The organism is Shewanella sp. Shew256 (assembly GCF_002196695.1).
Classification (GTDB): Bacteria; Pseudomonadota; Gammaproteobacteria; order Enterobacterales; family Shewanellaceae; genus Shewanella; species Shewanella mangrovisoli.
In genome coordinates this window covers 98684-120104 of record NZ_NAJR01000009.1, presented here as the reverse complement: position 1 = coordinate 120104, position 21421 = coordinate 98684, and the positions used below count along the sequence as shown (strand labels likewise).

The following is a 21421-nucleotide window of genomic DNA, read 5'->3' as shown; positions in this document are numbered from 1 at the left end:
GAAGAGTAATGACAGAAGATCAGTTAGAACAGGAAGTTTTGCAGTGGCTCACTGAAACTGGTTACACCTATTTAAATGGCTATGACATCGCCCCAGATGGCGCCAATCCTGAACGACAGGATTATCGCCAACCCTTGTTGCTAGAGCGATTAAGGAGCGCTATAGCGCGTCTTAACCCGCAAATCCCACAACAGGCCCGTGAGGATGCATTGGCCTCCGTAATGGATTTGCGCATCCCTTCCCTTCTTTCAGCCAATCGCCATTTTCATGGGGTGTTAGTCAATGGTGTGCCTGTTAGTTATCAGAAAGACGGTGAAACCCGTGGTGATTTTGTCCGACTGATTGACTGGGAAAACCGCCCTGGTACCAATGAGTTTTTAGCTGTAAATCAATACACCTTAAAAGGCCCTCACCATTCACGACGCCCCGATATCATTCTGTTTATTAATGGGCTGCCGTTAGTACTGTTTGAGCTTAAAAACCCCGCTGATGAACACGCCGATATCTGGAAAGCATACGACCAAATCCAAACCTATAAAGAGCAAGTACCGGACGTATTCCAATACAATGAAATTCTTGTCATATCGGACGGTACCGAAGCACGCATGGGCTCATTATCAGCCAATGCCGAGCGCTATATGCAATGGCGTACCATTGATGGTGTTAACCTCGACCCTCTAGGGGCGTTTGGTGAACTTGAAACCATGGTCAGAGGGGTATTTGCCCCGGCCTATTTACTGGATTACCTGCGGTTTTTCGTCCTATTTGAAGATGATGGTCAGTTGGTTAAGAAGATCGCCGGATATCACCAGTTCCATGCGGTGCGGTCTGCGATAACCCAGGTCGTCACCGCATCTCGGCCTAATGTAATGGGAAGCAATAAGGGTAAAGGCGGTGTGGTTTGGCATACCCAAGGCAGCGGCAAGAGCATCACCATGACCTGTTTTGCGGCACGAGTCATGCGCGAAGCCGCCATGGAAAACCCCACGATTGTGGTCATCACAGATCGTAACGACTTAGACGGCCAATTGTTTGGCGTATTTTCGCTGGCGCAGGATTTGTTACGTGAACAGCCAGTTCAGGTTGAAACTCGGCAGGATCTGCGGGCTAAGCTCGCTAATCGTCCCTCTGGCGGTATCATCTTTGCCACAATTCAAAAGTTCGCCCCCGGCGCCGATGAAGACGTGTTCCCAATTTTATCAGATAGACACAATATCGTAGTCGTCGCCGATGAGGCACACCGAACCCAGTATGGTTTTGAAGCAAAGCTTAAAGTACCTGAGTTAAACGCGGGTGTTGCCGAAGCCAGCGCGGCTTATCACAGCCGTTATCAAGTCGGCTTTGCCCAGCATTTACGCGATGCCTTACCCAATGCAACCTTTGTAGCCTTTACCGGTACCCCCGTTTCGAGTGAGGACAGGGATACCCGTGCCGTATTTGGCGATTACATTCATATTTATGATATGCAGCAGGCAAAAGAGGATGGCGCGACGGTTGCCATCTACTACGAATCTAGGCTGGCAAAACTCAAGCTTAAAGAGGAAGAGCTGCCGCATATCGACGATGAAGTCGACGAACTGGCCGAAGACGAGGAAGAGGAACAGCAATCTAAACTTAAATCTAAGTGGTCAGCACTTGAAAAAATCGTCGGTGCAGAACCTAGGATAGCCAAAGTCGCTGCCGATCTGGTTGCGCACTTTGAGGCCCGCCAGCAGGCCCAAACCGGTAAGGCGATGGTGGTAGCCATGAGCCGAGAAATTTGTGTGCATCTTTATAATGCCATCTGTGCTCTACGCCCAGACTGGCATGATGACGATCCTGAAAAGGGCGCAATCAAAATCGTGATGACAGGCTCAAGCAGCGATAAACCGCTACTGAGGCCTCATATTCACTCAAAGCAAGTTAAAAAACGTCTAGAAAAGCGTTTTAAAGACCCTAAAGACCCACTTCAAATAGTAATTGTGCGCGATATGTGGCTAACCGGCTTTGATGCCCCTTGTGTTCATACCCTATATGTTGATAAGCCAATGAAGGGCCATAACCTTATGCAAGCAATTGCTCGGGTAAACCGGGTATTTAGGGATAAACAAGGCGGGCTGGTGGTTGATTACATCGGCATAGCAAACGAACTTAAGTCTGCATTAAAAGAATACACTGCGAGTAATGGCAGAGGCCGTCCGACGGTTGACGCGGCCGAGGCTTGGTCATTACTTGAAGAAAAGCTCGACATCCTACGCAGCCTGCTCCACGGATTCGATTACAGCGACTTCACTAAGGGCGGCCACAAACTGCTCGCAGGAGCCGCAAACCATATCCTTGGGGTCGAAGATGGCAAAAAGCGCTTTGCCGATAATGCATTGGCCATGAGTAAGGCTTTTAGCCTTTGCTGTACCCTAGATGAGGCTAAAGCTGTACGAGAAGAGGTGGCCTTTTTGCAGGCGGTCAAAGTGCTGCTGACTAAGCGCGACCTCAGCGCCAAAAAGCGCAGCGATGAAGAGAAAGACATCGCCATTCGCCAAATAATCAGCCAAGCCGTTGTTAGCGATGAGGTAGTCGATATCTTTGATGCTGTCGGGCTGGAGAAACCCAATATCGGGCTACTGGACGATGAGTTTTTGGCCGAGGTTCGCAACTTACCAGAAAAGAACCTCGCTGTTGAGCTGCTGGAGCGACTGCTTGAAGGGGAAATTAAAAGCCGTTTTGCCAGTAATGTAATCCAACAGAAAAAGTTTTCTGAGCTGCTATCCAACGTGGTTAAGCGTTATCAGAACCGCAGTATTGAAACCGCTCAAGTCATGGAAGAGCTGGTGGACATGGCCAAAAAATTCCGTGAAGCAGCTAAGCGCGGCGAGTCATTAGGGCTCAGTGATGACGAGGTGAAATTTTACGATGCACTCGCCAACAACGAAGCCGCTGTGCTTGAGCTAGGCGATGAAATCTTAAAGAAAATAGCCCATGAGCTAACCGATAACCTAAGGGCCAATATCAGTGTGGATTGGTCACAGCGTGAAAGTGTTCGCGCTAAATTACGCATTATGGTGAAGCGAATATTACGTAAATACAAATATCCGCCCGACCAAGCTGATGGCGCAGTGCAATTGGTTTTACAACAAGCCGAGGCCTTAGGCGAGCAATGGGCAGCCTAAAGCACAACAGAGATAGGCACAATCCCGACTTTAAGACCAAAAGGCTTAAATAGTCGGTCGAGAATATCGGTCTTAAAACTACCACGGTCGTTCTCAACGTCCGAGAGGGTCTTGCGTGATACTTTAACCAAGTTTGCATACTCATCTTGCGTGAGTCCTAGCACCTCAACTCGCAGAGCTTTCAGAGCTTGCCCTTGGCTTAGCTCACTGCGTAATAGCCGTTGTGTGATAGCGTTAATCGCATTCTTGCGTTCTACCGTATTAACACCGCCTGATTGCTTAGAGACGCGTTTAGGGGCAGGCTTTATTGGGGCCTCTCCAATATTTACGGGTTGCCGATGCTGTGACACCTCAATCGCAATATCACTCTGTGGCTGGCGATTGGCTCTAAGACGGGCGATGGTATCTTTAGCCGTTTCAGTAGTCGTTTGTTTATCACTCATACCAATCCCCAACGCGTTAGTTTGTCTTCGAGGTAAGCAAAGCCAATTGCTGGCATGTCGATAATGCGCTGTGGCACACCACGCTCTATTAAACGTTGCTTTAAGCCAAGGCATTGCAGGGCTGTACGTTTTAACTCTATCAGTAGCTCCTGAGCAGGCACCAAATCAGTTAATACCTCAGCAATGCCCAGAAAGTCATACTCTCCCCCTATTTCGAGCGGGACTTCCCACTTTGTGGTTCTAGCTATGCCTTCTGGGTCAGCTTTCATCGGTGCAAAGTCATAGATAGGCGCAAGCCTTATCCAACCATCGCCCCTAAGAAACGCTGTATTGCGCCCGTGATTATCACTATTGCCAAATAGGATATTGAGTAAATCTCGCCGCACCCACTCAATGACAAAAGCACGCACATCAAACTGATAACCTTGCTCTAAGACCATATGGCTATGAGTGATTTTATCGATCAACGCTCTTATGGTTTGCTCATGATCTAAGGTAACTCCCGCGCCTTTACCCAAAATCGAATAGACCGACTCCATCGCATAACGTTGCTGACCTAGTTCGTTGAAGTAAATATCAAAGCGCGGCAACCATAGCGATGGGTAGGCATGGCCTTCTTCGAGCCGCATATTAGCCGTAGGAATGGTCTCAAAGCCCATTTCAGCCAATTCGTGATAATAGTGGTATTCCGCGCGTAAGATATCGCAGTCAATAGGCAACCGAGCGCCTCTTGGGTATTTCACCAGATAATGAAGGTCACGGTTTTGCGGTTCGTCTTGATAGCTATCAATCCAGATATTTTGCTCATCGTCGCAACGTAACAAAAGCTTGGGCGCTTCGCCGCCAGCCCCTGTTGCGCCACCAGCGGCAGCGCCTCGATGTTGTGCATAATCCAAGAAGTCAGCAGCTCGATTCCTAACGTCGTCTACGGTGAATTTCATTGTATCAGCGATAACAGTGCGCTCAGGCAAAGATTCCTTTACCCGCAAATTACCCACGGGGGCGATGGTCCCAAACTTCAAAAGTACAAAATTTTGCTCGTCTAAGGTCAGGTCTGCGATATCTAAATACTTAAGCCAATAGCGACGGCTTGCGCCGCTAGGCATGATGTCATCAAGAAAGCGTAACCATCCTGGTCTACCTAGATCGTCGAAAAAAAGGCTAACGGGATGGTTTAGCGAGACGGCGTGCAAGTCGTCTTTATCTAGCTCAGCTAATGCATATGCTTGCTCGTAATCTAACGAGGTAAGCCGATAATTACCTTGTTTGCTCTCAGGGAATGAGAGCTGTGCAATATCGCTCCATTGGCCATCGATGTACGCCTGAATGGTCAACTGTTCCATGAAAGCTCCTAAAGACATTATGAGTAGCTAAATACTCATTAAATCCAAAAAAAGCAATTAATGAGTAATTATTTACTCAAATACTACTTCAGCCTAGGAAAAATACAAAGTTTTTATGAGCAACAAATGGCATTCGCTAAACAATAAACTTAAAAGTTAATTTCGTGCCCTCGAGAAGCCACAACGCTCAGGTACTTCGATCTCTCTTTTAACCCACCTAAAATTGGGTCACAGAGCTAGCGGGGAAGGCATAGGGAAACTCACTACTAACCTTGTTAATGACAAAATCGAGTTTTTCAACCATTTCGCTCATACAGTCCATGTCACAGCTAATGGCCTTGGCTATCAGCATGAAGTTCAGATTGAGAATATTATCCTGCACGGCCTTTACCATGACGCCCCTTTAACGCCATAGCAGGCCTTATACCGCGTATATTAAGCCTCTTGCCACAAAGAGCCAGGTAAATTGAGTAATTGCAGTGTCCCTCAATCCTTACCCCCATAAATTAGCTACGAAGTACCCTATAAGCTAAAGCTATGACTGGTTTGTTAAGGCTGTGTTCAATCCAGAAAATATGTAGTTACCTGGCATTGTTCGAGCCCACTTCTATATTTATTGTTACAGAAATGAATATAAGAATTTATAGATTCAAATCACTTTTTTAACAGTAAGTTACCGTTATCTTGATGTCGAATCTTCAACAATGGAGCTAATAATGAAGACCCTTATCAACAAGTGCACAAAAGATGACTTCAACTACCTGTCGAAAGTTTTAGATAGCTATCTGTCATTCACAAATGACAAACGTAGAAAGGAATTACTGGTTGTAAGTGACACTCATCCAGAATCACGAAAAGAATTAGTTGAGTTAATAGACAAACAAATTAAATACTATGCTTCGTCCGACTTAGCTTACCTTAAAAGAGCGCTATTTAGTGATGATGGCGGAATAGAAGCGCAGGAAATTATTGATGATGTATGCTCAAAGTTAAAAGTGAGCATCAAACTTGGCGGCTCCATTGAATCAAAACTTGAGCGCCTCGTTAATGCGGTGGTCAACAAGGAACTACTGGATAAAACACCAGAAGAATTATCTGAGGCATTCAAAAATTTAGGCATAGATGAAATTAGTCGCAAGGATATACTTGAACGAGTAAAAAGCCAGGGCAAAGTTCTTATTCTTCCAATAATTGTTGAGGTTTTGGGCCCTCAAGTTGCGTTAGCTATCGCTGAAACGATTGTGATTAGCTTAATAGCTCAAATTGTTGGCAGAGAAGCGGCGAAACAACTCGTCAAAGAGCTATTAAAAAGAAATCCATTTCTCAATGTATTGGGGCCGGTACTGTGGATATTATCAGGTATTTGGCTTACATATGATCTGCAAGGACCAGCATACAGAAAAACAGTGCCAATCTGCCTATATCTTGGGATGGTAGCCTTACGAGATGGGGAGGAGGATAAAAAAGCATCACATTGAAATATTGATACAATGATGAGCCTGAGATTAATTCGCCACAGCCCGATATAATTGGTACTAACTTGGTGACTAGATCTTAAAATCTAATAAATAAAAACAATCAAACAATTGATTTTATTAATATTAAATAAAATGCTCACCATTCAGATCCAAAACGTTGAATAGTGTTATTTGTGCTATCTAAAACCCAAAGCCCTTTTAAAGGGCTTTTGGTTTTCTGGAAGCTAGCCGAGTAATGAAATTAGCTTCTGCTGTAACTCATGGTGGGAGGCGACTTGAAAGTGCGGGCGAATACCTGTGGGGGCCGCGTGTCCATGGACGTTATACCAACAGGTGTGGAATCCCGCGTTGATACCGCCTTGAATGTCTGAATGTGGGTTATCGCCCACCATTAACACTTGTTCGCGCGCAGGCTGGCCCATCAACTCAAGGGCGTATTCAAAGATACCGACATCGGGTTTTGCGATGCCCACTTTTTCTGAAATCACTAAAATATCAAAATGATGCTGTAAACCAGTACGCTCTAAACGCACTGTCTGCAACTCGGTAAAGCCATTGGTGATGATCCCCATTTTGGCTTTTCCCTGCAGCGCGGCCAGCAATTCACGGGCGCCTGGCAAGGGCGCACAAATCTCGGCCATAGCCGTTAAAAATGCACTGTTTAGGGTTTGAGGGGTGACTGCAAGCTTTGCCGCCCAAGGCTCGAAGCGTATGGTTTGCAGTTCGGCGGCGCTGATCTTGCCATCTTGATACGCAACCCACAGCGGCTTATTTACCCTTTGATATTCATCGAAATCGGCCCGAGTAAAATCGATGCCAAAGCCTGAAAACATCCGCTTCAGCCCTTCGAAAGCATCGAAATAAAAGAGGGTTTCATCGGCATCGAAAAGCACCCAAGAGTAAGGTGCGGCCGAAGAATTAGTCTGGCTTGAGAACGACATAACACTCCTAATAACAAACAAAAAATCAAATGCTAAGCATGAAAAAACTATGCGACAACCCTAAAAATAATCAACACAACAACCAGTCACAACTTGGGATGTTTTTCACATACCCGAGAATGACAAAGCAACCCGTTCGCTACGATATGATGAGGTTGAACGGCGATTAACGCCATATCACAACGAGCAATTCGCATGCTTTACCTGCGGCGTAGGTTGTTTCACCCGATTAAGGAACACGACACCCGCTAACATCAAACACACTCCAACGAGTGACGCCCAATGCATACCGCTGGCGCTAGATATTATATCCAGCACAACGCCTGTCAGCATCTGCCCACATATTACGAGCAATGTACAACGCATCACTCCTAACGATGGCAATGCCCAACTATTTAGCACAACAAATAAAGCGCCAATGACTCCACCAAGATACAAATACACTGGCGGCTGCCCCTGTAGCTGATTTGCGCCACTCTCTAGGCAGATTATCCATGCACTCAAGACTACAAAGCCCACAATATGATTACAGCAAGATGCGATTAACGCATGGCTATGTTTTGCCAAGGCACCATTAAAGGTTCGGCTTAAGGCAATTAAACCGCCATTAAGCAATGCGATAAGTACCATCAATTCCATTCAATTTCCCCTGATACGCCAGCTAATGTGAATAAATCACTAACATGGCTCCCAACAAAATCATTACCATAGCAATGACTTCTGTGAATCGAATGCGCCGCTTAACGACACCGAAATAACCACAGCAGTCGAATATACAGCTCAAGATTAACTGCCCCACAAGCATCAACGCTAAGGTGCCAGCTAAGGCTAATTCACTGTTGACTGTGACAGCGGCCAACACAACCGTCGCAGCCCCAGGAACGCCACCTAAATACGCCCACCAAGTTAATAATGATCGACTCGCATCAGTATTCAAAGTCGACTTGGCTTCCTTACCCACCAGCCTTTTTCTCAGTAAAAACAGCATCAACAATACTGTTATTGCCCCAATACCATGAGCCATCCAAGATGCCAAAAGCGGTGAGCTATACATAGCAAGCAGGCTATTGAGTTTAATCATTAATGCCAGTAAAACGCCGGAGCAGAGCGCCACAAAGGACATAAATAAGGTCAGTTTATTTGACGTTTGCATCAACACAGTCCATCTATTTTTGTTGCAAAATAGTCTACAGTGATAGTTTAAACCTTATAATCCACCGTAATAGAAACTTATTGTTGAGATTTAGCTGACAATCAATGTTGATAATTTCCGCTTTAAGCGAGATGCAAGTGAGGTTCTAAATCCCCTCATACTCAACTTAAAGTGATAGAAACAAGAGACCTATAGCCGAGCCTCGGCTGTTACACCATCGTTTGATAAAGGAAGCCCTGCATGGAACATTTTTCCGCCCTGCCCATTTTTGTCACTGTGGTGGAATGCGGTAGCTTTTCCGCTGCGGGACAAAAACTCGGGCTGAGTAAATCAGCCATCAGCAAACGAATCACACAGTTGGAGCAACACTTAGGGATTCAACTGTTACAACGCACCACTCGCAGTTTGAGCCTAACGGATGCTGGCGCGCGCTATTTCGAATATATTCGCCCTGCCGTGCAGCTCACCCAAGAAGGATTGGATGCCATCTCCGAATTGCAGCAAACACCTAAAGGCAATCTGCGAATTTCCGTGCCCATGGTGTTTGGCCGCTTGTATATTGCGCCTTTAATCGCTGAGTTTTTAAAACGTTACCCCGATATTCAGCTGCAAATGCAAATGGATGATAAGACCACGGATTTAATCGCAGGCGGCTTCGATTTAGCCATTCGCATAGGCGAACTGCCCGACTCCAGCCTTATCGCCCGCAAAATAGCCCCTTGCTTAAGCGTGATTTGCGCATCCCCCGCCTATCTAGCGCAGCACGGTTCACCCATGACTCCTAGCGGGTTAACTCAACACAACTGCTTGTTTTACAGTTATTTTCAAGATGGTGTGGAATGGAGTTTCCACAGTCCCGATGGCGTGCAACGTGTGCAACCCAAAGGCAACTATCAGGTGAATAATAGTGATGCTATCCACCAAGCCTGTCTCGATGGCCTTGGCATCGCCAATCTGCCGCGCTTCATCGTAGAGTCCGATCTACAGGCTGGGCGTTTACAAACGATACTGACTGACTTTCCACTCCCCGAACATGGTATTTATGCTGTGTATCCACAGCGAAAATATCTCCCAACCAAAGTAACGGTATTGATTGAGTTTTTGATGGAGCAGTTGGGAAAAATCTAGGAAGTAATATTTAACCCACTGCCAGTTTGGCCGCGTCATGCCACATTACATCAGGGATTGGCTGCTCTAATCTCCATGTAACATTCATGGGTTGTGAACCGTTATGGCTGACATAATGCACTTTGCCAAAATTCACGAATCCCATAGTGCGGCCATTTTCATCTTTTGATTGCTCTCGAACAAACAACAGCACGGTTTTCCCCAGCTTTTGTTGCTTAATATAACTCAGACCTCGACCACGTTCTGGCCGTGCACTATTTTGCGATTGCCAGTGGAATAGATGTTCACTAATCGCATAGTCGTGATACATGGTTGTCGGTGAAAACTGCTTCTCTGATTTATTTAACGTAACAAATAAACACTCAAGGTTTTGCTCACTAATCGCAAGTACACCTTCCCTTGAAGGTGATTTAGCTGCAAATGTGCTTGCACCCATCGCCGCTAAAATTTGCTCACGAGTATAACGAGAGTGCACTTTCAACGCTGTGGGTTGGAGTAATTCCAAATCCATTTCTTGATGGTGTATCCGGTTAATCAGTATCGCCAAGACAGACAACAACTCTTCTTGCAACGGCTTATTGCGTAACATCAGCAAGCTAGCCGCTAAACTGTTAACGTTTAAAGCCGTACCTGATTTATCCCAAAAGTTGTAATGACACATCAAAGCAAACTGATTTTGAATAGGATCCAACCCATTAAAGACAAAATCATTTTCGCATAACTGCTTGATAAATTTTAAATAGGATAATGACGTGCAACTGAGTAAGTGGAAGTTAATCGCGCGATAATATGCCTTGGCTAAATCGGGCTGAACTGCAGGTTCTGCAATCTTATTCCCCTGTACGGCCTCGACTAATAAGGTCCATCCACTTTGGCCATTAATCTTTATGCGATAAATATCTTCAAGGCTCACTTGCGGGTTCATGCGTAAAAAATTGCCTAGCGTGAGCGGCAAGTCAGTTTGATGTTTAAAGTTTGCCATTAGACTGGTTAATCGATTGGCATTGAGCGTTGCGCGGCTAATATTACGCAAAATCATCGACTGTGCTTTCTCTTCAAGTTCAATTCGGCACCCTAGCGGTAGATGCGGAAAATCATTGAGAATTTCATCTTTAATCGACTGATTGGTTTTACCGACTAACGCTCTAAATTTCTGAGAAAAATCGTATTCATCGCGTGAATTGCCAACAAAATCTAATACGGTACAACACTGCTTATCATCGGTGAGACGCAAACCTCGGCCAAGTTGTTGCAGGAATATGGTCAAACTTTCCGTTGGCCGTAAAAATAACAAAGTATCCACCTCTGGGATGTCGACACCTTCGTTGAAAATATCCACCACACACAAAATGGATAATTTGCCACTAACTAAGCTCTGCCGTTTTTGTTGCCGTTCAGAGCTATTATCACTGGTCAGCACATCGGCACTGATCCCCGCCAAATTGAACTTCTTCGCCATAAACTCGGCGTGTTCCTTGGTTACACAAAAGGCTAACGCCTTAATATTGTCTATATCAGTTACGGTTTCAGCTAGGCTGCGAATAATACGCGTCACACGCTGTTCATTGTGAGTATATAAATTGCTCAGTTCAGCAACGTCATAACGACCACGACTCCAACTTAACTTACGAAGGTCTGTCTCATCATCGATCGCAAAATATTGAAAAGGACACAAATGCCGTTGATTGATGGCTTCGGGTAAACGTATTTCTGCGGCAATCACACCGCAAAAGTCCACTAAAATATCAACACCATCATGACGCTCTGGTGTAGCCGTCAACCCAAGTAAAATCGTCGGCTCAAAATGTTCTAATAGCCCACGGTAACTATTCGCAGCAACGTGATGGACTTCATCAATAACAATATAATCATAAAAATCAGTTGCTAATGGCAAGTTATCAAGTTGCAGATTTAAGCTTTGGATAGATGTGAATAAGTGTTTGTAACTATTTGGTTTATGCTCTGCCACCCATAGCTCGCCAAATTGATTGTTCTTTAACACACCGCGATAAGCGCCGAGGGCTTGCTGTAAAATTTCTTGCCTATGGGCAACAAATAGGAAATTTGCTTCTGGATGTTGTTTATAAAACTGCGCGAAATCGAATGCTGAAATAATCGTCTTACCCGTGCCGGTTGCTGCAACAATAAGGTTTTTAAAACGACCATGAACGCTTCGTTCTACTGCAAGCTGTTCGAGGATTTCTCGCTGATGCGCAAACGGCTTAATGTCAAAATGAAATGAGCTCGGTTCAGTGCCACTGCCTTTCGCTTCTTTGAGCGCATTGTTTAACTTTTCTTTGCTGCTCACATCACCGCTAAAAAGCTCAAATTCGTTCGATTCCCAGTAAGTTTCAAAGGTACTGAGCGATTTATCAATGATGTGTGGAATTTCTTGGGTGGTGATCTTAAGGTTCCACTCAAGCCCACTAGTCAATGCAGAATGCGATAAATTTGAAGAACCGATGTAACCGGTATGAAAACCCGTATTTCGTAGAAATAAATAGGACTTTGCATGCAACCTTTCGCGTTTAGTGTTGTAACTTAATTTGACTTGGGTATTAGGTAAACCAGCTAGAAACTCGACGGCTTTCGCATCAGTCGCGCCCATATACGATGTAGTGATGATGCGTAACTCTTTACCACTACGTGTAAACTCCTCAAGTTCATGCTTGAAGATGCGAATCCCCGCCCACTTGATAAATGACACCAGCCAATAGATTTTATCCGATGAACGGATCTCACGTTTAAGCTCACTTTCAAGTGATAATCCCGCATTACTCCCGCAAAAAAGCTCGCTTTGAGTTAGCCCCGTTAATGGAAATATGGCGGCCGTATATTTAGGTAAGTCAGTCGCTATCGGGTTTTGTTTGTTAAAAAGAGCCGTGAGTATTCGACCTTGGCTATCGATAAGATTTTCATTAATAAAATCATCATCGTTAATGTGCTCTTTGAGCCACATCACTAACCGGTTAGCCAAACTGATTTGATTGAAGACTTGGTTTTCATCGGCGGGAACTGAATTAATCACATATTCAATTACTTTAGTCAGAAAACGTGAGAGCCAAATACTTGCCTCAGCAACTTCTAGCTTCCTTTCTCCAACAAAAAATATGTCCTTATCTAAGCGCTGCTCAACGAGTTGAGTAATAAGCTTTTCGTAAATCCCGACCTGTTCCATAGCCAGATATACCCCAACACTAACAATCAAAGTTGTAGCGAATATATCACATAACAATTTGATTCAAATTGCGATTTGTGGGATGGCTTTATCTTTTACGATAGAGAGTTAATACAGCCTAGGCTTTAAACTAATCGATTACTTACGATAAAGGCCGTAATTCCACGCGGTAAATATGTTCGGCAGGTGAGCATATTCTCCACAAGGCAAACTAGCCTCTACAGCCCATTCGGCAATAAGTACCTCGTACTTCGGCCGCCGGCGTCGGCTTTTACTAAAAAGCCTTGCTCGACCATTTGCGCAAGGTGACGAGTGGCGGTGGCGCGGCTTACCTTAGCGACCTTTTGATACTGGCTACTATTCATTCCTAATTCAAAATCGCCATCTAACATCCGATTGAGCACTTTGGCTTGCTCTTGACTCAATAAGGATTGATCGAGATTTTGCCAATACTGCGTTTTCCGAAGAGTCTTGTTCACCTCTCCCATCGCATTGAGTAAGCAATCATTGAGGGTTTCAAAAAACCATACTAACCAAGGAGTAATATCGACATCGCCCCTTTGGGTGGACTCTAAAATGTCATAGTAGGCTTGGCGACGGGCCAGAATACTGACCGACATAGCGTAAAAGCGAATTGAGCGTTTTTCCGCTTGCGCCAAAGCTAAATCGGTCAATAAACGCGTGATGCGCCCATTTCCATCATCAAGGGGGTGTAGAGTCACAAACCAAAGGTGAGTTATCGCCGCGCGGATAAGCGGATCTAAACCCAGATCTTGCCTTGATGCATTAAACCATTCAATAAACTGCGAGAGTTCAGCGTCCAAAGTCGCTCGAGAGGGTGCCTCAAAATGTACCGTTGGTTTATCAATCCGGCCTGAGACAACCTGCATAGGCGTATCGCCACGTAGCACTCCACCAATAACGGGGTTAAACAGCGTATAACCCTGGGGAAATAACTGTTTATGCCAACCTAATATCCGCTCAAGGGTTAACTCTGTATCTAAATTTTTTAAGGCATCGAGCATAATGTCAGCCAAACCATCGGTTTGCGCAGTGGTCGGATACGGTTTGTCTTCGGACACACCGAGTTTTTTAGCCAAGGATGAGCGCACCGAAGCCGCATTGAGCTTTTCACCTTCAATGGCACTGGAGTGGATAATATTAGCGAGTAAGGTGTCGAGTGCCGCCGCTGAGGTTAACTGGCTGTCGTCGTGACTTAGCATTTGCTTGCCGAGCAGTTGGCCCTGATTGAAATATACCTGACGTAGCAGGACATCAACTCTGCTGATATTCCAATGAAATTTAGGCCAATCGGCTTGCTGCCAAATCCACATATCCTACCCCATGAGTCAAATAATAAGCCTATTCTACTCAAACAATGAGTCAATTAACAAACCTATTTGCCTCACAAGACGAGGCAAATAATACAAGTAATCGCCTCATCTTGCCCAAATGCTTCTAGCATAAAGGGATTTATGCTGTTGATTGCCTCTACAAAGCAATACCGACGCAATGCCAGCTTTGCACAGCCAAAACCCGCTGGCTGCGATATACTGCCAACGTTGATAAAACGCTAATGTTAAAACCCCATTTACACACCCATCGCGACCACGCTGACAAGAATGCTGAGCCTAATCCATGCCTGATAACGCAACTATTGCCACCCTTCCCGATTCTCAAGGGCATAACCATAGTGCAGATGTGCAGCTCAATCAGCCACAGTGCGATTCGACTACACCAAATGACATCAGGCCAAATGTAATTAAGCCAAGCGCAATCGAGCCAAATGCAATTAAGCATGAATCGGTGGTTGCCGAGCAAAAACAGAAGGTTATTTTTATCGGTTTGCCCCGAACTGGGACGACGAGCGTGAGTGTGGCGTTATTGGAACAAGGCTTAAAAGTGGCGCATATGGCGTTTACCAAAGAAGCCTTTATGCAAGCTGAGGCGATTTCCGATGCACCTTGTTTTAGCGATTTCAAACAGTTGGATGGATTATTCCCCGAGGCCAAGTTTGTTTATCTTGACCGTGAGTTAGACTCTTGGGTACCGTCGATGCAGATGTTACTGAGTCGAATGCTGCCACATCTAGACGCACAAACCGGCCGATTCCACCCAATCATGAAGCGCAGTTTTCGCCATAGCTTTGGTGTTGGTTTGATTGAAAACCCGCAAGATGAACAACATCTTATCGATTGCTATCAGCGCCATAAAACAGAGGTATTGGACTACTTTGCGGGTAGACACGACTTCCTCAGTATCGATGTCAGCCGCCAAAGCGCCCTCGGCCAGTTATTAGCATTTATGGGATTAGCCAGCGCCGCAAACCAACAGAACTTTCCTAAACTCAATGTCGGCCGCAATGTCGCCAGTTGGGATGAATATAAACACCCAAATAAGATCAGCGCTAATGCCTCGGGGCCTGAAAAACGTAAGTTCTTCGATTATAAGCTTTAACACCCTAACGGATAGTTAAGCTAATCAGGGGTATTTCGGCGTTTTACCACAGTTAACCAGTCGAGACTCACGCCCGAGATCGCGTTAAAACCACGGATACGGAAGATAAGTTGCAGTAACTGCGGCCGAGGCCTGACTTTCGGTTCGACCGAGCGCGGAATAAACCACAGTGTCACAAATGCGCGCAGTATGGTCGAAACGAGAAACACCACAAAAATCGGGCTACTGATCCAAGTATTCCAACCTGACCAGACTAAAAAGTCAGCCGCATGGGAGGCTATCGTGCCACCGACCATGGCTCCCACAAACACCAATCCCGCGCTGAGTGACGCCTGCAACGCCGCATAGGTGGCAAAATCACTGCGAAAGGGACGAATATCATAAAGGTAATTGGCGGTGCTTAGGGTAAAACCGCTCCAAGCTAGGCCCGAAAATGCCTGAATCGCCAGAATATAGAGATAGTTATCCGAGAACAACCACAGCAGCGGCAGGCTTGGGATCATGCAGCTGGTGATAATCATCACCAAACGATTACCAAATTGATCGCTAAATCGCCCCCAAAACTTCAGCGTCACAAACTGGGTGGCTATCGATGCCACGCTGGCTAGCACAAATTCGATATAGCTAAACTTCAAGTCTTCCAACATATACACGGCGAAAAACGGCGCCGAGATGGCCACCATCGCCTGCATACTGGCCACAAATAGGCTGTATTGGCGAAAGGTTTTATCCTTCCATGCTCCGCGAAAATTGCGGATGGTTTGGATAAATACGCCCCGCTGCTTGGCTTCACGTGGATCCGGGTCGTGCATTTGCAATAACAACCAAGCCGAGACAAAACGCCCCATAGCCGCTATCGAAAACAGTAAAGTAAAGCCTAACCAGGCCATTTGCAGCGAATCGGTAAAGGTAAGAATCCCACCGCCAATAAAAAATACGCTTAAGGATGCGCCCATGGTTAAGCGAGTGCGCGCCGCAAAAAAGGCACCACGACGACGTTCGGGTACGATAGACCCCATCCACGCACGCCAATGGGGTTGAATAAGATTGATAAACCCATGGTATCCCACGGCGAGCCCGATAAATATCCACACAGCATGATCGGGGCGAAAGGCCGCTAACGCGCCCATGCCCAATACCACCAACGCCTGCAAAGCCGCGCAGTAGACGATAAAACTACGGCGGGAAAAGTGACTCGCTAACCATACAGAAACCAACTGCGACATTGCCCCGAAGAGCTGCGGCAAACCGGTTACAAAGCCCATTTGTGCAAGACTGGCACCGAGAAAAATTGCGTAAGCATTGAAAAAGTTATCGCTCGTCGCCGTCATCATCGACGAAGCCACGGCTTCCTGCTGCGAGCGGCGCAGAGTGCATCTTAACCAGAGATTTCTAGCGCTACGGCGCGAACACGTTAATGCAGATGGAGCTTCGAGGGTACCCATTCCAAGCCAAATCCATATGAGACTAGGGGTTTTGATGTTGCAATTATGTCGTATATAAGCCAAAAACAAAACGCCCCAAATGGGGCGTTTGATTAGGGCGTGTTGACGTTTCAGGGTTAGAAGTAAGCCTTCAACTCGGCTTCTTGATCTAACAGACTTTGATACAAGGTAAATTGATTCGCAGCCCTATCCAGATTGTGGCCCTCACGGTGCACATGGAAATACACGTCACCATTGAGATAATCCGTTAAAAAACGCACGCCGATCATCAGACAAATCACCCGCGCCCCGAGCCAGAGGCTACGTTTTTCAACCTCAGTTAACACTTCACCCAGCTCACTTAAATAACCACGGCAAATGGCGGCAAAGATGGATTGGCGCACTTTAACATTCTCGAGGGCGGTCGAATCTTCGGCTTCAGGCGAGCAGAAGGTACGCACCATATCGCCAAAGTCATACATCAAATGCCCTTTCATGCAAGTATCGAGGTCGATAATTGCCATGCTCGACATGTCGCGCTTATCAAACAGCATGTTGTTGATTTTAGTGTCGTTGTGGCAAATACGTAGCGGAAGCTGTGGCGAAATCTCAGCCAGCTCATCCAATAAACTCTGCTGTGACAGGGCATAATCGACCCAGTCACGGCATAAATCCAACCGCTTAGCTTTATCCTGCTGCACCGCTTGGCGCAGCATTTCCATCCGTCCCGGCAAATGATGGAACTGCGGGATCACATCCTCAAGTTGAGTGGCGTCGAAATCACTCAAGGCACAGGCAAAATGACCAAAGGCCTTAGCCGCCATTTCGGCTTCGGCTTCAGACTTGACCACTTCGATACTTAGACTGTGAGGCAAATAACTGATGGCGCGCCAAAACCCCTGCTCACCTAAGTCGATCGCCAGCTCGCCGTCTTGAGTGAGACAAGGGCTCACAACCTGCAAGCCATATTGCTGTTGTAATGCCTTAGCACACAAATGATGGCTAATTTTATCGGCATTACTCACCAATGCCTGCGGCGTCTTAAACACTTGGGTATTAATACGTTGCAGCACTAACTCACCCGTAGGCCAACGCACTAACAAGGTATCGTTAATATGACCATTCCCTAACGCTGAGATTTTTGCTTCGTCGGCTTCAATTCCAAAATGAGGCAACACTGACTGCCTGATGAGTTTAATCACTCAATAACTCCATTAATTTTTGCTTTACCCAGACAGTATCCTGCGGATAGGTCACACCAAGCCAAGGTTCGCTGGCCACATCAACAAACACGGGCACACCTTGCTCAATTCCCGCCTGAACCACGGCGGGCAAATAGCATTCAGATTTAGGCAATTGGCCTTGTTGTTCGATAAATACCGTTAATTCACGTTTAATAACATCAAATATGCTTGGCGAGAAGCCCCAACAGGTCATTGAGACCAGCGACTGCGAAGGAAGCGGTGCCGATCCCTCAGGGCCTTCGCCGATAAAACCATGATCTTGAGCTTGAATATTCAACCATTCGGCGACTGAGCGCAGTTGCCCCTGCTCCACTTGGCATAAGCCACGATTCACGCCACCGTGCTCGGACAAGGTCAACTCAATCGGATAAGCCACCATCATCCAATCATGGGGTCTGGCGGTTAATCCCTTAGCTAAAGAAGCAAAAGCGCTGTCACCGTAAAAATCATCGGCATTGATCACCGCCATTGGCCCATTGACACTATCACGGGCACACCACAGGGCATGAGCCGTCCCCCAAGGCTTTAAACGATGGCTTACATCCGCAAGCTGCGCTTCGTTAGGCAAATCGGTGAGCGACTGATAACAAAAGTGATACTCAAAGTCCGCCGGTAAAAACTGCGTCAACAAGTCGTGGAGTTCCGCTTCCAATTCAGGGCGAATCACCAGCACGGCACGCTTAAATCCGCTGCGGATCGCCGACTGTATCGATAACACCAACATGGGTTCGCCCGCAGGACCGAGGGAGGCCAATTGCTTATCGCCGCCAAAACGACTACCTAGCCCTGCTGCCATAATGACTAAGGTCAAATCTGTATTCATGTGGGATTAATGTTCAGTTCGTATTAAAGATATTTTCCCGAACCTCGCCGCAATCGGCTTTGCGAGCACATTTAAAACAAGATTGGAGAAAAAGAGGAGCAAAAGTGTAATCTACCCCTCTAGTCCTGACTAGAATTTTATCGATTTAACGGGCTAAATAATTACCAAAATTGCGATTAGGCTCTAAAACCGCTTGGCTGCCCTTGAGGCTGAACTTGTAACCACACAAACCAATGCTGCCACGACGGGCCAGATCAGTGATGATACTGGCGGAATCCAGCGGCGTGAAACGCGCCTCCGTTGCCGAATCGTCCAGCAAGTCTACGCTGATAGTGCGATACTCAGTGCCATTATTAAACACCAGCGCACTACAACTCTTATCGCCCTTGGCAGTGGCAATCGACCACAGGTTTTGCGGCTTACCACGTTCACCTAACCAGCGAATAATTAACACATCTTGCTCTAACGCCACCGAAAAACCATCAGGCATATCTAAGGTTACACGATCGCTTGCAGCAATAGGCGCCGAGGGCACGACAGGAACAGCCTCCTCAGCCTGTGACTCATCACTATTGGGCCATAATCCCCACACTAACAGCACTAACAATACCGCCCCCACACCGCCGCCGACGGGCAGCCAATAACGGCGCTCAAGCTTGGGTAAAGAAGGCAACTTAATAAAACGTCTATAGGGGGCAAAAAACTCAGCCACACCTCTAAACAGCTCTGTCATCGAGCCCGACTCTTTCGCCTCGGCGCGGCGACGACGCACTTCTTCAGCATGCTCTGTATCGTTAAAGGCTGCGGTATCTTCATCGGGTTCAAAACGCCATACTGGCTCATCACTGTGCTCGGCAGGGTCGAGCGGTGCCCGCTTAAACTCCGCGCCCTGTAAATCAACTTGGGCTAAATCCACATCGGCAATGTCGATACGGGTTTGTTCGACTCGGCTCTGATTGGCAGGACGAAAATCGGCGTGGCCCTCGAGTAACGCATCTTGCACGACAAAGTCAGCTGGATTTTGCGTCATTTTCGTTAACGCATCGAAGCGTAGCTCATCTTGGCGCAAGGCATCCAACTCGGCGTCCACAACGGGAGAAGCACTCGTAGGCTCAGTATGAGAATAGGTTTCGGCCTCTGTCGATACCGGAATATCCGGCGCAGCATGGGAGACTGTGGCATTCTGTGCCGCAGCAGCCTTTGGTGTTAATACGGGTTCGACTCGGCGACGGGGAATAGCCTGCGAGGTAGGGGTATCTAATGCTGGGCCATAATAGCCCAAACGGTATTCCACTAACGTGGGAGAGGTTAAACGCGTGCCCCAAAAGGTCGCACCAGCGCCCAAGACCAGCCCTAGAATGGCGACTACGGGCGGCGCAGCCACTATATACAGCGCCAGTAAAATTAGTAGCGGCAGAATAAATACCGCAACCAAGGCCTTAGGCTTAGCCGCATCATTTAAACGGCGCAGCGCCGTAAGGGCGAGCAAAGGTAAGCCCACTAGCGCTAAAAGATACATTAAAAAGTTCGGCCCAAACGCGGCGACAGCCAGTGAAATGCCCAAATACACACCAACACTGATGGCCACAAAGCGGGGACGGGAATCACGCCCATGAAGGCAGAAAAGAGATTTTAACAGCACGACCCTTCCTTTATAGTGAAATAATCCTAGCGCACACGACTCTATGTCGCATAGGCACGAGCGTAACGAATTTAGCCGCAATTGTCAGTGCAATAAGGCGCTAGACGGATAAAAATGCCGATAATATCTATCTAAAACTAAATCAGGCTTAAATCTCAGGTCAAGGGCTCTGTGTCTAAGCACTGCGATTTCAAACCTTAGCCCACGCGGTAACGGTTAAGAGTGAAATTCGCCAATCGGGACAACGTCCTTCAATAAAAACCGTTATTGACTACAATTGCCGACTAACTAGCCCTAGCGTTTTTAAGGTCAAAATCTGTATAATGCTCGGCTTTCTGGGCCCTTCTTGCGTTAACCAACTGGATATTTTGCTCATGACCGCACGCGGAAATTTATTTATTGTTTCAGCCCCGAGTGGTGCTGGTAAATCCTCGCTGATTTCGGCGCTGCTGAAAGACAAACCCGCCGACATGCAGGTTTCAGTGTCGCACACTACCCGTGCGCCTCGCCCCGGTGAAGTGAATGGTCAACACTACCATTTTGTTAATGTTGAAGAATTTAAAGCGCTGATCGCGCAAAATGCCTTTTTCGAGTGGGCCGAAGTCTTCGGTAACTACTATGGCACATCACGCCACGTGATTGAGCACACTTTGACTCAAGGTATCGATGTCTTCCTCGATATCGACTGGCAAGGCGCCCAGCAAGTCAAAGCCGTGATGCCTGAGGCCGTTGGCGTGTTTATTCTACCGCCCTCAAGGGATGAGCTAGAACGACGCCTCACAGGCCGCGGCCAAGACAGTGCTGATGTGATCGCTAGCCGTATGGCACAGGCGGTTTCTGAAATGTCGCACTATAAAGAATATGATTTTATTATCGTCAATGACGATTTTGACACAGCACTGGCTGATCTGCGGGCGATCATTCGCAGCCAACGCTTAACGGGTGCTAGTCAGATCCACGCGCAAAATGATATGCTTAACGATCTGTTGGCAGGCTAACTGCCTTAGTGTACAATTTTGCG

At 46.7% G+C, this 21421-nt stretch carries 17 protein-coding genes; 5 read left to right on the top strand and 12 right to left on the bottom strand.

The window, feature by feature from the left end:
• Positions 1-8: 8 nt before the first annotated feature.
• Positions 9-3146: a type I restriction endonuclease subunit R gene (locus tag B5P39_RS16385; protein ID WP_088212294.1), complete on the top strand. Its 3138-nt coding sequence runs from the start codon at positions 9-11 to the stop codon at positions 3144-3146.
• On the opposite strand, the gene B5P39_RS16380 is transcribed toward B5P39_RS16385, so the two are convergent.
• The 3 genes from B5P39_RS16380 to B5P39_RS24695 all read right to left on the bottom strand — a co-directional run bounded on the left by B5P39_RS16380 (position 3143) and on the right by B5P39_RS24695 (position 5326).
• Complete coding sequence (locus B5P39_RS16380; protein ID WP_088212293.1) at positions 3143-3589, bottom strand: helix-turn-helix transcriptional regulator; 447 nt, start codon at positions 3587-3589, stop codon at positions 3143-3145. The genes B5P39_RS16385 and B5P39_RS16380 overlap by 4 nt on opposite strands.
• Complete coding sequence (locus B5P39_RS16375) at positions 3586-4932, bottom strand: type II toxin-antitoxin system HipA family toxin (protein WP_088212292.1); 1347 nt, start codon at positions 4930-4932, stop codon at positions 3586-3588. The genes B5P39_RS16380 and B5P39_RS16375 overlap by 4 nt, the downstream gene beginning before the upstream one ends.
• Before the next feature lie 217 nt (positions 4933-5149).
• A complete protein-coding gene (locus B5P39_RS24695) occupies positions 5150-5326 on the bottom strand; it encodes a hypothetical protein (RefSeq protein ID WP_176399975.1) in 177 nt (58 codons plus the stop codon).
• Positions 5327-5648: 322 nt separating this feature from the next.
• Here B5P39_RS24695 and B5P39_RS16370 point away from each other — a divergent pair, with 322 nt between their 5' ends.
• Entirely contained in the window at positions 5649-6410 is a 762-nt protein-coding gene (locus B5P39_RS16370; protein WP_088212291.1) for a YaaW family protein, read from the top strand.
• A gap of 224 nt (positions 6411-6634) precedes the next feature.
• Here the strand turns inward: B5P39_RS16370 and yjjG are convergent, their stop codons facing one another.
• From yjjG to B5P39_RS16355, 3 genes are all read right to left on the bottom strand, one after another.
• A complete protein-coding gene (yjjG, locus tag B5P39_RS16365) occupies positions 6635-7351 on the bottom strand; it encodes a pyrimidine 5'-nucleotidase (RefSeq protein WP_088212290.1) in 717 nt (238 codons plus the stop codon).
• Between the two features lie 177 nt (positions 7352-7528).
• The gene (locus B5P39_RS16360; RefSeq protein WP_011718540.1) at positions 7529-7990 is read right to left on the bottom strand and encodes a DMT family transporter; all 462 of its coding nucleotides are present in this window, start codon (positions 7988-7990) and stop codon (positions 7529-7531) included.
• Positions 7991-8012: 22 nt separating this feature from the next.
• Positions 8013-8504, bottom strand: a complete 492-nt coding sequence (locus tag B5P39_RS16355) for a DMT family transporter (protein WP_088212289.1) — start codon at positions 8502-8504, stop codon at positions 8013-8015.
• 240 nt (positions 8505-8744) lie between these two features.
• On the opposite strand from B5P39_RS16355, the gene B5P39_RS16350 reads away from it, so the two are divergent.
• Entirely contained in the window at positions 8745-9632 is an 888-nt protein-coding gene (locus tag B5P39_RS16350; RefSeq protein WP_088212288.1) for a LysR family transcriptional regulator, read from the top strand.
• A 10-nt stretch (positions 9633-9642) separates the two neighbouring features.
• Here the strand turns inward: B5P39_RS16350 and B5P39_RS16345 are convergent, their stop codons facing one another.
• On the bottom strand, positions 9643-12810 hold the full coding sequence (locus B5P39_RS16345; RefSeq protein ID WP_088212287.1) for a DUF3427 domain-containing protein: 3168 nt from the start codon (positions 12808-12810) through the stop codon (positions 9643-9645).
• 218 nt (positions 12811-13028) lie between these two features.
• Positions 13029-14144, bottom strand: coding sequence for a Fic family protein (locus B5P39_RS16340; protein WP_088212286.1), 1116 nt, complete (start codon positions 14142-14144; stop codon positions 13029-13031).
• Positions 14145-14448: 304 nt separating this feature from the next.
• On the opposite strand from B5P39_RS16340, the gene B5P39_RS16335 reads away from it, so the two are divergent.
• Entirely contained in the window at positions 14449-15267 is an 819-nt protein-coding gene (locus B5P39_RS16335; RefSeq protein ID WP_088212285.1) for a sulfotransferase family protein, read from the top strand.
• A gap of 20 nt (positions 15268-15287) precedes the next feature.
• Here the strand turns inward: B5P39_RS16335 and B5P39_RS16330 are convergent, their stop codons facing one another.
• From B5P39_RS16330 to B5P39_RS16315, 4 genes are all read right to left on the bottom strand, one after another.
• On the bottom strand, positions 15288-16712 hold the full coding sequence (locus B5P39_RS16330) for an MFS transporter (protein ID WP_088212284.1): 1425 nt from the start codon (positions 16710-16712) through the stop codon (positions 15288-15290).
• 116 nt (positions 16713-16828) lie between these two features.
• Positions 16829-17893 (bottom strand): phosphotransferase enzyme family protein, encoded by a 1065-nt coding sequence (locus B5P39_RS16325; protein WP_176399973.1) that lies wholly within the window; start codon positions 17891-17893, stop codon positions 16829-16831.
• Positions 17886-18758, bottom strand: coding sequence for a nucleotidyltransferase family protein (locus tag B5P39_RS16320; RefSeq protein ID WP_088212283.1), 873 nt, complete (start codon positions 18756-18758; stop codon positions 17886-17888). Before B5P39_RS16320 ends, B5P39_RS16325 begins: the two co-directional genes overlap by 8 nt.
• A gap of 145 nt (positions 18759-18903) precedes the next feature.
• A complete protein-coding gene (locus B5P39_RS16315; RefSeq protein WP_088212282.1) occupies positions 18904-20400 on the bottom strand; it encodes a hypothetical protein in 1497 nt (498 codons plus the stop codon).
• Positions 20401-20774: 374 nt separating this feature from the next.
• Here B5P39_RS16315 and gmk point away from each other — a divergent pair, with 374 nt between their 5' ends.
• Complete coding sequence (gene gmk / locus B5P39_RS16310; protein ID WP_086903081.1) at positions 20775-21398, top strand: guanylate kinase; 624 nt, start codon at positions 20775-20777, stop codon at positions 21396-21398.
• The last annotated feature ends 23 nt before the right edge of the window (positions 21399-21421 follow it).

Bases quoted from the DNA above. Each gene is read 5' to 3' on its own strand.
- B5P39_RS16385 (WP_088212294.1), top strand. From the start codon at position 9: ATGACAGAAGATCAGTTAGAACAGGAAGTTTTGCAGTGGCTCACTGAA.
- B5P39_RS16380 (WP_088212293.1), bottom strand. From the start codon at position 3,589: ATGAGTGATAAACAAACGACTACTGAAACGGCTAAAGATACCATCGCC.
- B5P39_RS16375 (WP_088212292.1), bottom strand. From the start codon at position 4,932: ATGGAACAGTTGACCATTCAGGCGTACATCGATGGCCAATGGAGCGAT.
- B5P39_RS24695 (WP_176399975.1), bottom strand. From the start codon at position 5,326: ATGGTAAAGGCCGTGCAGGATAATATTCTCAATCTGAACTTCATGCTG.
- B5P39_RS16370 (WP_088212291.1), top strand. From the start codon at position 5,649: ATGAAGACCCTTATCAACAAGTGCACAAAAGATGACTTCAACTACCTG.
- yjjG (WP_088212290.1), bottom strand. From the start codon at position 7,351: ATGTCGTTCTCAAGCCAGACTAATTCTTCGGCCGCACCTTACTCTTGG.
- B5P39_RS16360 (WP_011718540.1), bottom strand. From the start codon at position 7,990: ATGGAATTGATGGTACTTATCGCATTGCTTAATGGCGGTTTAATTGCC.
- B5P39_RS16355 (WP_088212289.1), bottom strand. From the start codon at position 8,504: ATGCAAACGTCAAATAAACTGACCTTATTTATGTCCTTTGTGGCGCTC.
- B5P39_RS16350 (WP_088212288.1), top strand. From the start codon at position 8,745: ATGGAACATTTTTCCGCCCTGCCCATTTTTGTCACTGTGGTGGAATGC.
- B5P39_RS16345 (WP_088212287.1), bottom strand. From the start codon at position 12,810: ATGGAACAGGTCGGGATTTACGAAAAGCTTATTACTCAACTCGTTGAG.
- B5P39_RS16340 (WP_088212286.1), bottom strand. From the start codon at position 14,144: ATGTGGATTTGGCAGCAAGCCGATTGGCCTAAATTTCATTGGAATATC.
- B5P39_RS16335 (WP_088212285.1), top strand. From the start codon at position 14,449: ATGCCTGATAACGCAACTATTGCCACCCTTCCCGATTCTCAAGGGCAT.
- B5P39_RS16330 (WP_088212284.1), bottom strand. From the start codon at position 16,712: ATGGGTACCCTCGAAGCTCCATCTGCATTAACGTGTTCGCGCCGTAGC.
- B5P39_RS16320 (WP_088212283.1), bottom strand. From the start codon at position 18,758: ATGAATACAGATTTGACCTTAGTCATTATGGCAGCAGGGCTAGGTAGT.
- gmk (WP_086903081.1), top strand. From the start codon at position 20,775: ATGACCGCACGCGGAAATTTATTTATTGTTTCAGCCCCGAGTGGTGCT.